A 1,222-nucleotide genomic window follows, 5' to 3' on the forward strand; every position below is an offset into this window, starting at 1 on the left:
GATGGTGCGTGAAAGCCGGCTGATCGCGGATCTGTTATTACGAGAAGCGACTCCAGAACAATGGCATCAGGCAATTCAGATTGACAATATTCTGCAAAAAAGAACGCCTGCTTCAGCCCAACGTAACGCCACTGCCATTCGTAAGCGTCTTGAGCGCTTAGAGCCTGATTTCTGGAAAGCTTTGCGTGATGGGGATGATGAGCTGGCGACCCAGGTGGCTTTTTGTGGCGCACTGGAACGCAACCTGTTGCTGCTTGAGTTTATGGAAACGGTGATGAGGGATGCCTATATCTCCCAGGCGCAACACTTGGACAGTTATATCTGGTCAGATTTTTTGGATGAACGCTCACAACGCGATCCGGATATCTGTGATTGGAAAGAGTCCAGCAAGAAAAAAATGGGGCAGGTGGTGTTTCGCATGCTGGCAGAAGCCGGTTACTTAAAAAGTACCCGTAAGCTGGAGTTGCAGCGCGTGATCGTCAGAGCAGAACTGCGTAGCCTGTTGGAAGAACATTATAAACAACGCATTAAAAGATCTATGGAAGTGTCGGTATGGACGCGTTAGTTGTAGAGGGGCAGCAATGAGTCAAAAAATACATGAGCGTCTGAACCAGATTCCAGAGCGAATTCTTTCCACTGAGTTTCTCACTGGACAAGGATTGGGTAATGAAATTGGCTTCTGGATTTTTGATTATGCACCTGAAGATGAGTTGAAAGTGCGCGAATATCTGCATTTTCTAGACGGGATGCTGGAGAAAAAACACAGTCAGCTGAAGGTGGTGAATATCAACCTGCTGCAAGCCGTGGTGGATTATCTGGCTGAGCGTAACTTCATCGATAAAGCCATTCAAATGCAAAAAGCCAAAGGCGATGAAGCGCTGCTCAAAGCCTTAAAGGGCCCACTGCATATGGATAAGTTCGCGCCGTATCTGGTGAGTAAATATGCCACCAATGCGCAAGATATTGTGTTGATGACTGGGGTTGGGTCGGTTTGGCCACTGTTACGTGCCCATCACTTATTGAATAGTTTGCATTCGTTACTGGGGCATAAGCCAGTGGTGCTGTTTTACCCAGGTTATTACGACGGTCAAGCGATGAGTTTATTTGGAAAAATTCCAAGCAATAATTACTACAGAGCATTCAGATTAGTGCCTTAAACACGGCAAATAGAAATAAGAATTCGGGGGAATGGATTGAGATGAACATTAAAGAACTTTTTTAC

At 45.9% G+C, this 1,222-nt stretch carries 2 protein-coding genes; both read left to right on the forward strand.

Features of this window, described 5'->3' with window-relative positions:
* Position 1 precedes the first annotated feature (1 nt).
* Positions 2–565, forward strand: coding sequence for a DUF1819 family protein (locus ACNPNW_RS03405; RefSeq protein WP_448766527.1), 564 nt, complete (start codon positions 2–4; stop codon positions 563–565).
* A gap of 16 nt (positions 566–581) precedes the next feature.
* On the forward strand, positions 582–1,157 hold the full coding sequence (locus ACNPNW_RS03410; RefSeq protein ID WP_004281985.1) for a DUF1788 domain-containing protein: 576 nt from the start codon (positions 582–584) through the stop codon (positions 1,155–1,157).
* Positions 1,158–1,222: the final 65 nt, after the last annotated feature.

Source organism: Acinetobacter endophylla (assembly GCF_053543775.1).

Excerpts from the sequence above, each read along its gene's own strand:
- ACNPNW_RS03410 (WP_004281985.1), top strand. The coding sequence starts at position 582 with ATGAGTCAAAAAATACATGAGCGTCTGAACCAGATTCCAGAGCGAATT.
- ACNPNW_RS03405 (WP_448766527.1), top strand. The coding sequence starts at position 2 with ATGGTGCGTGAAAGCCGGCTGATCGCGGATCTGTTATTACGAGAAGCG.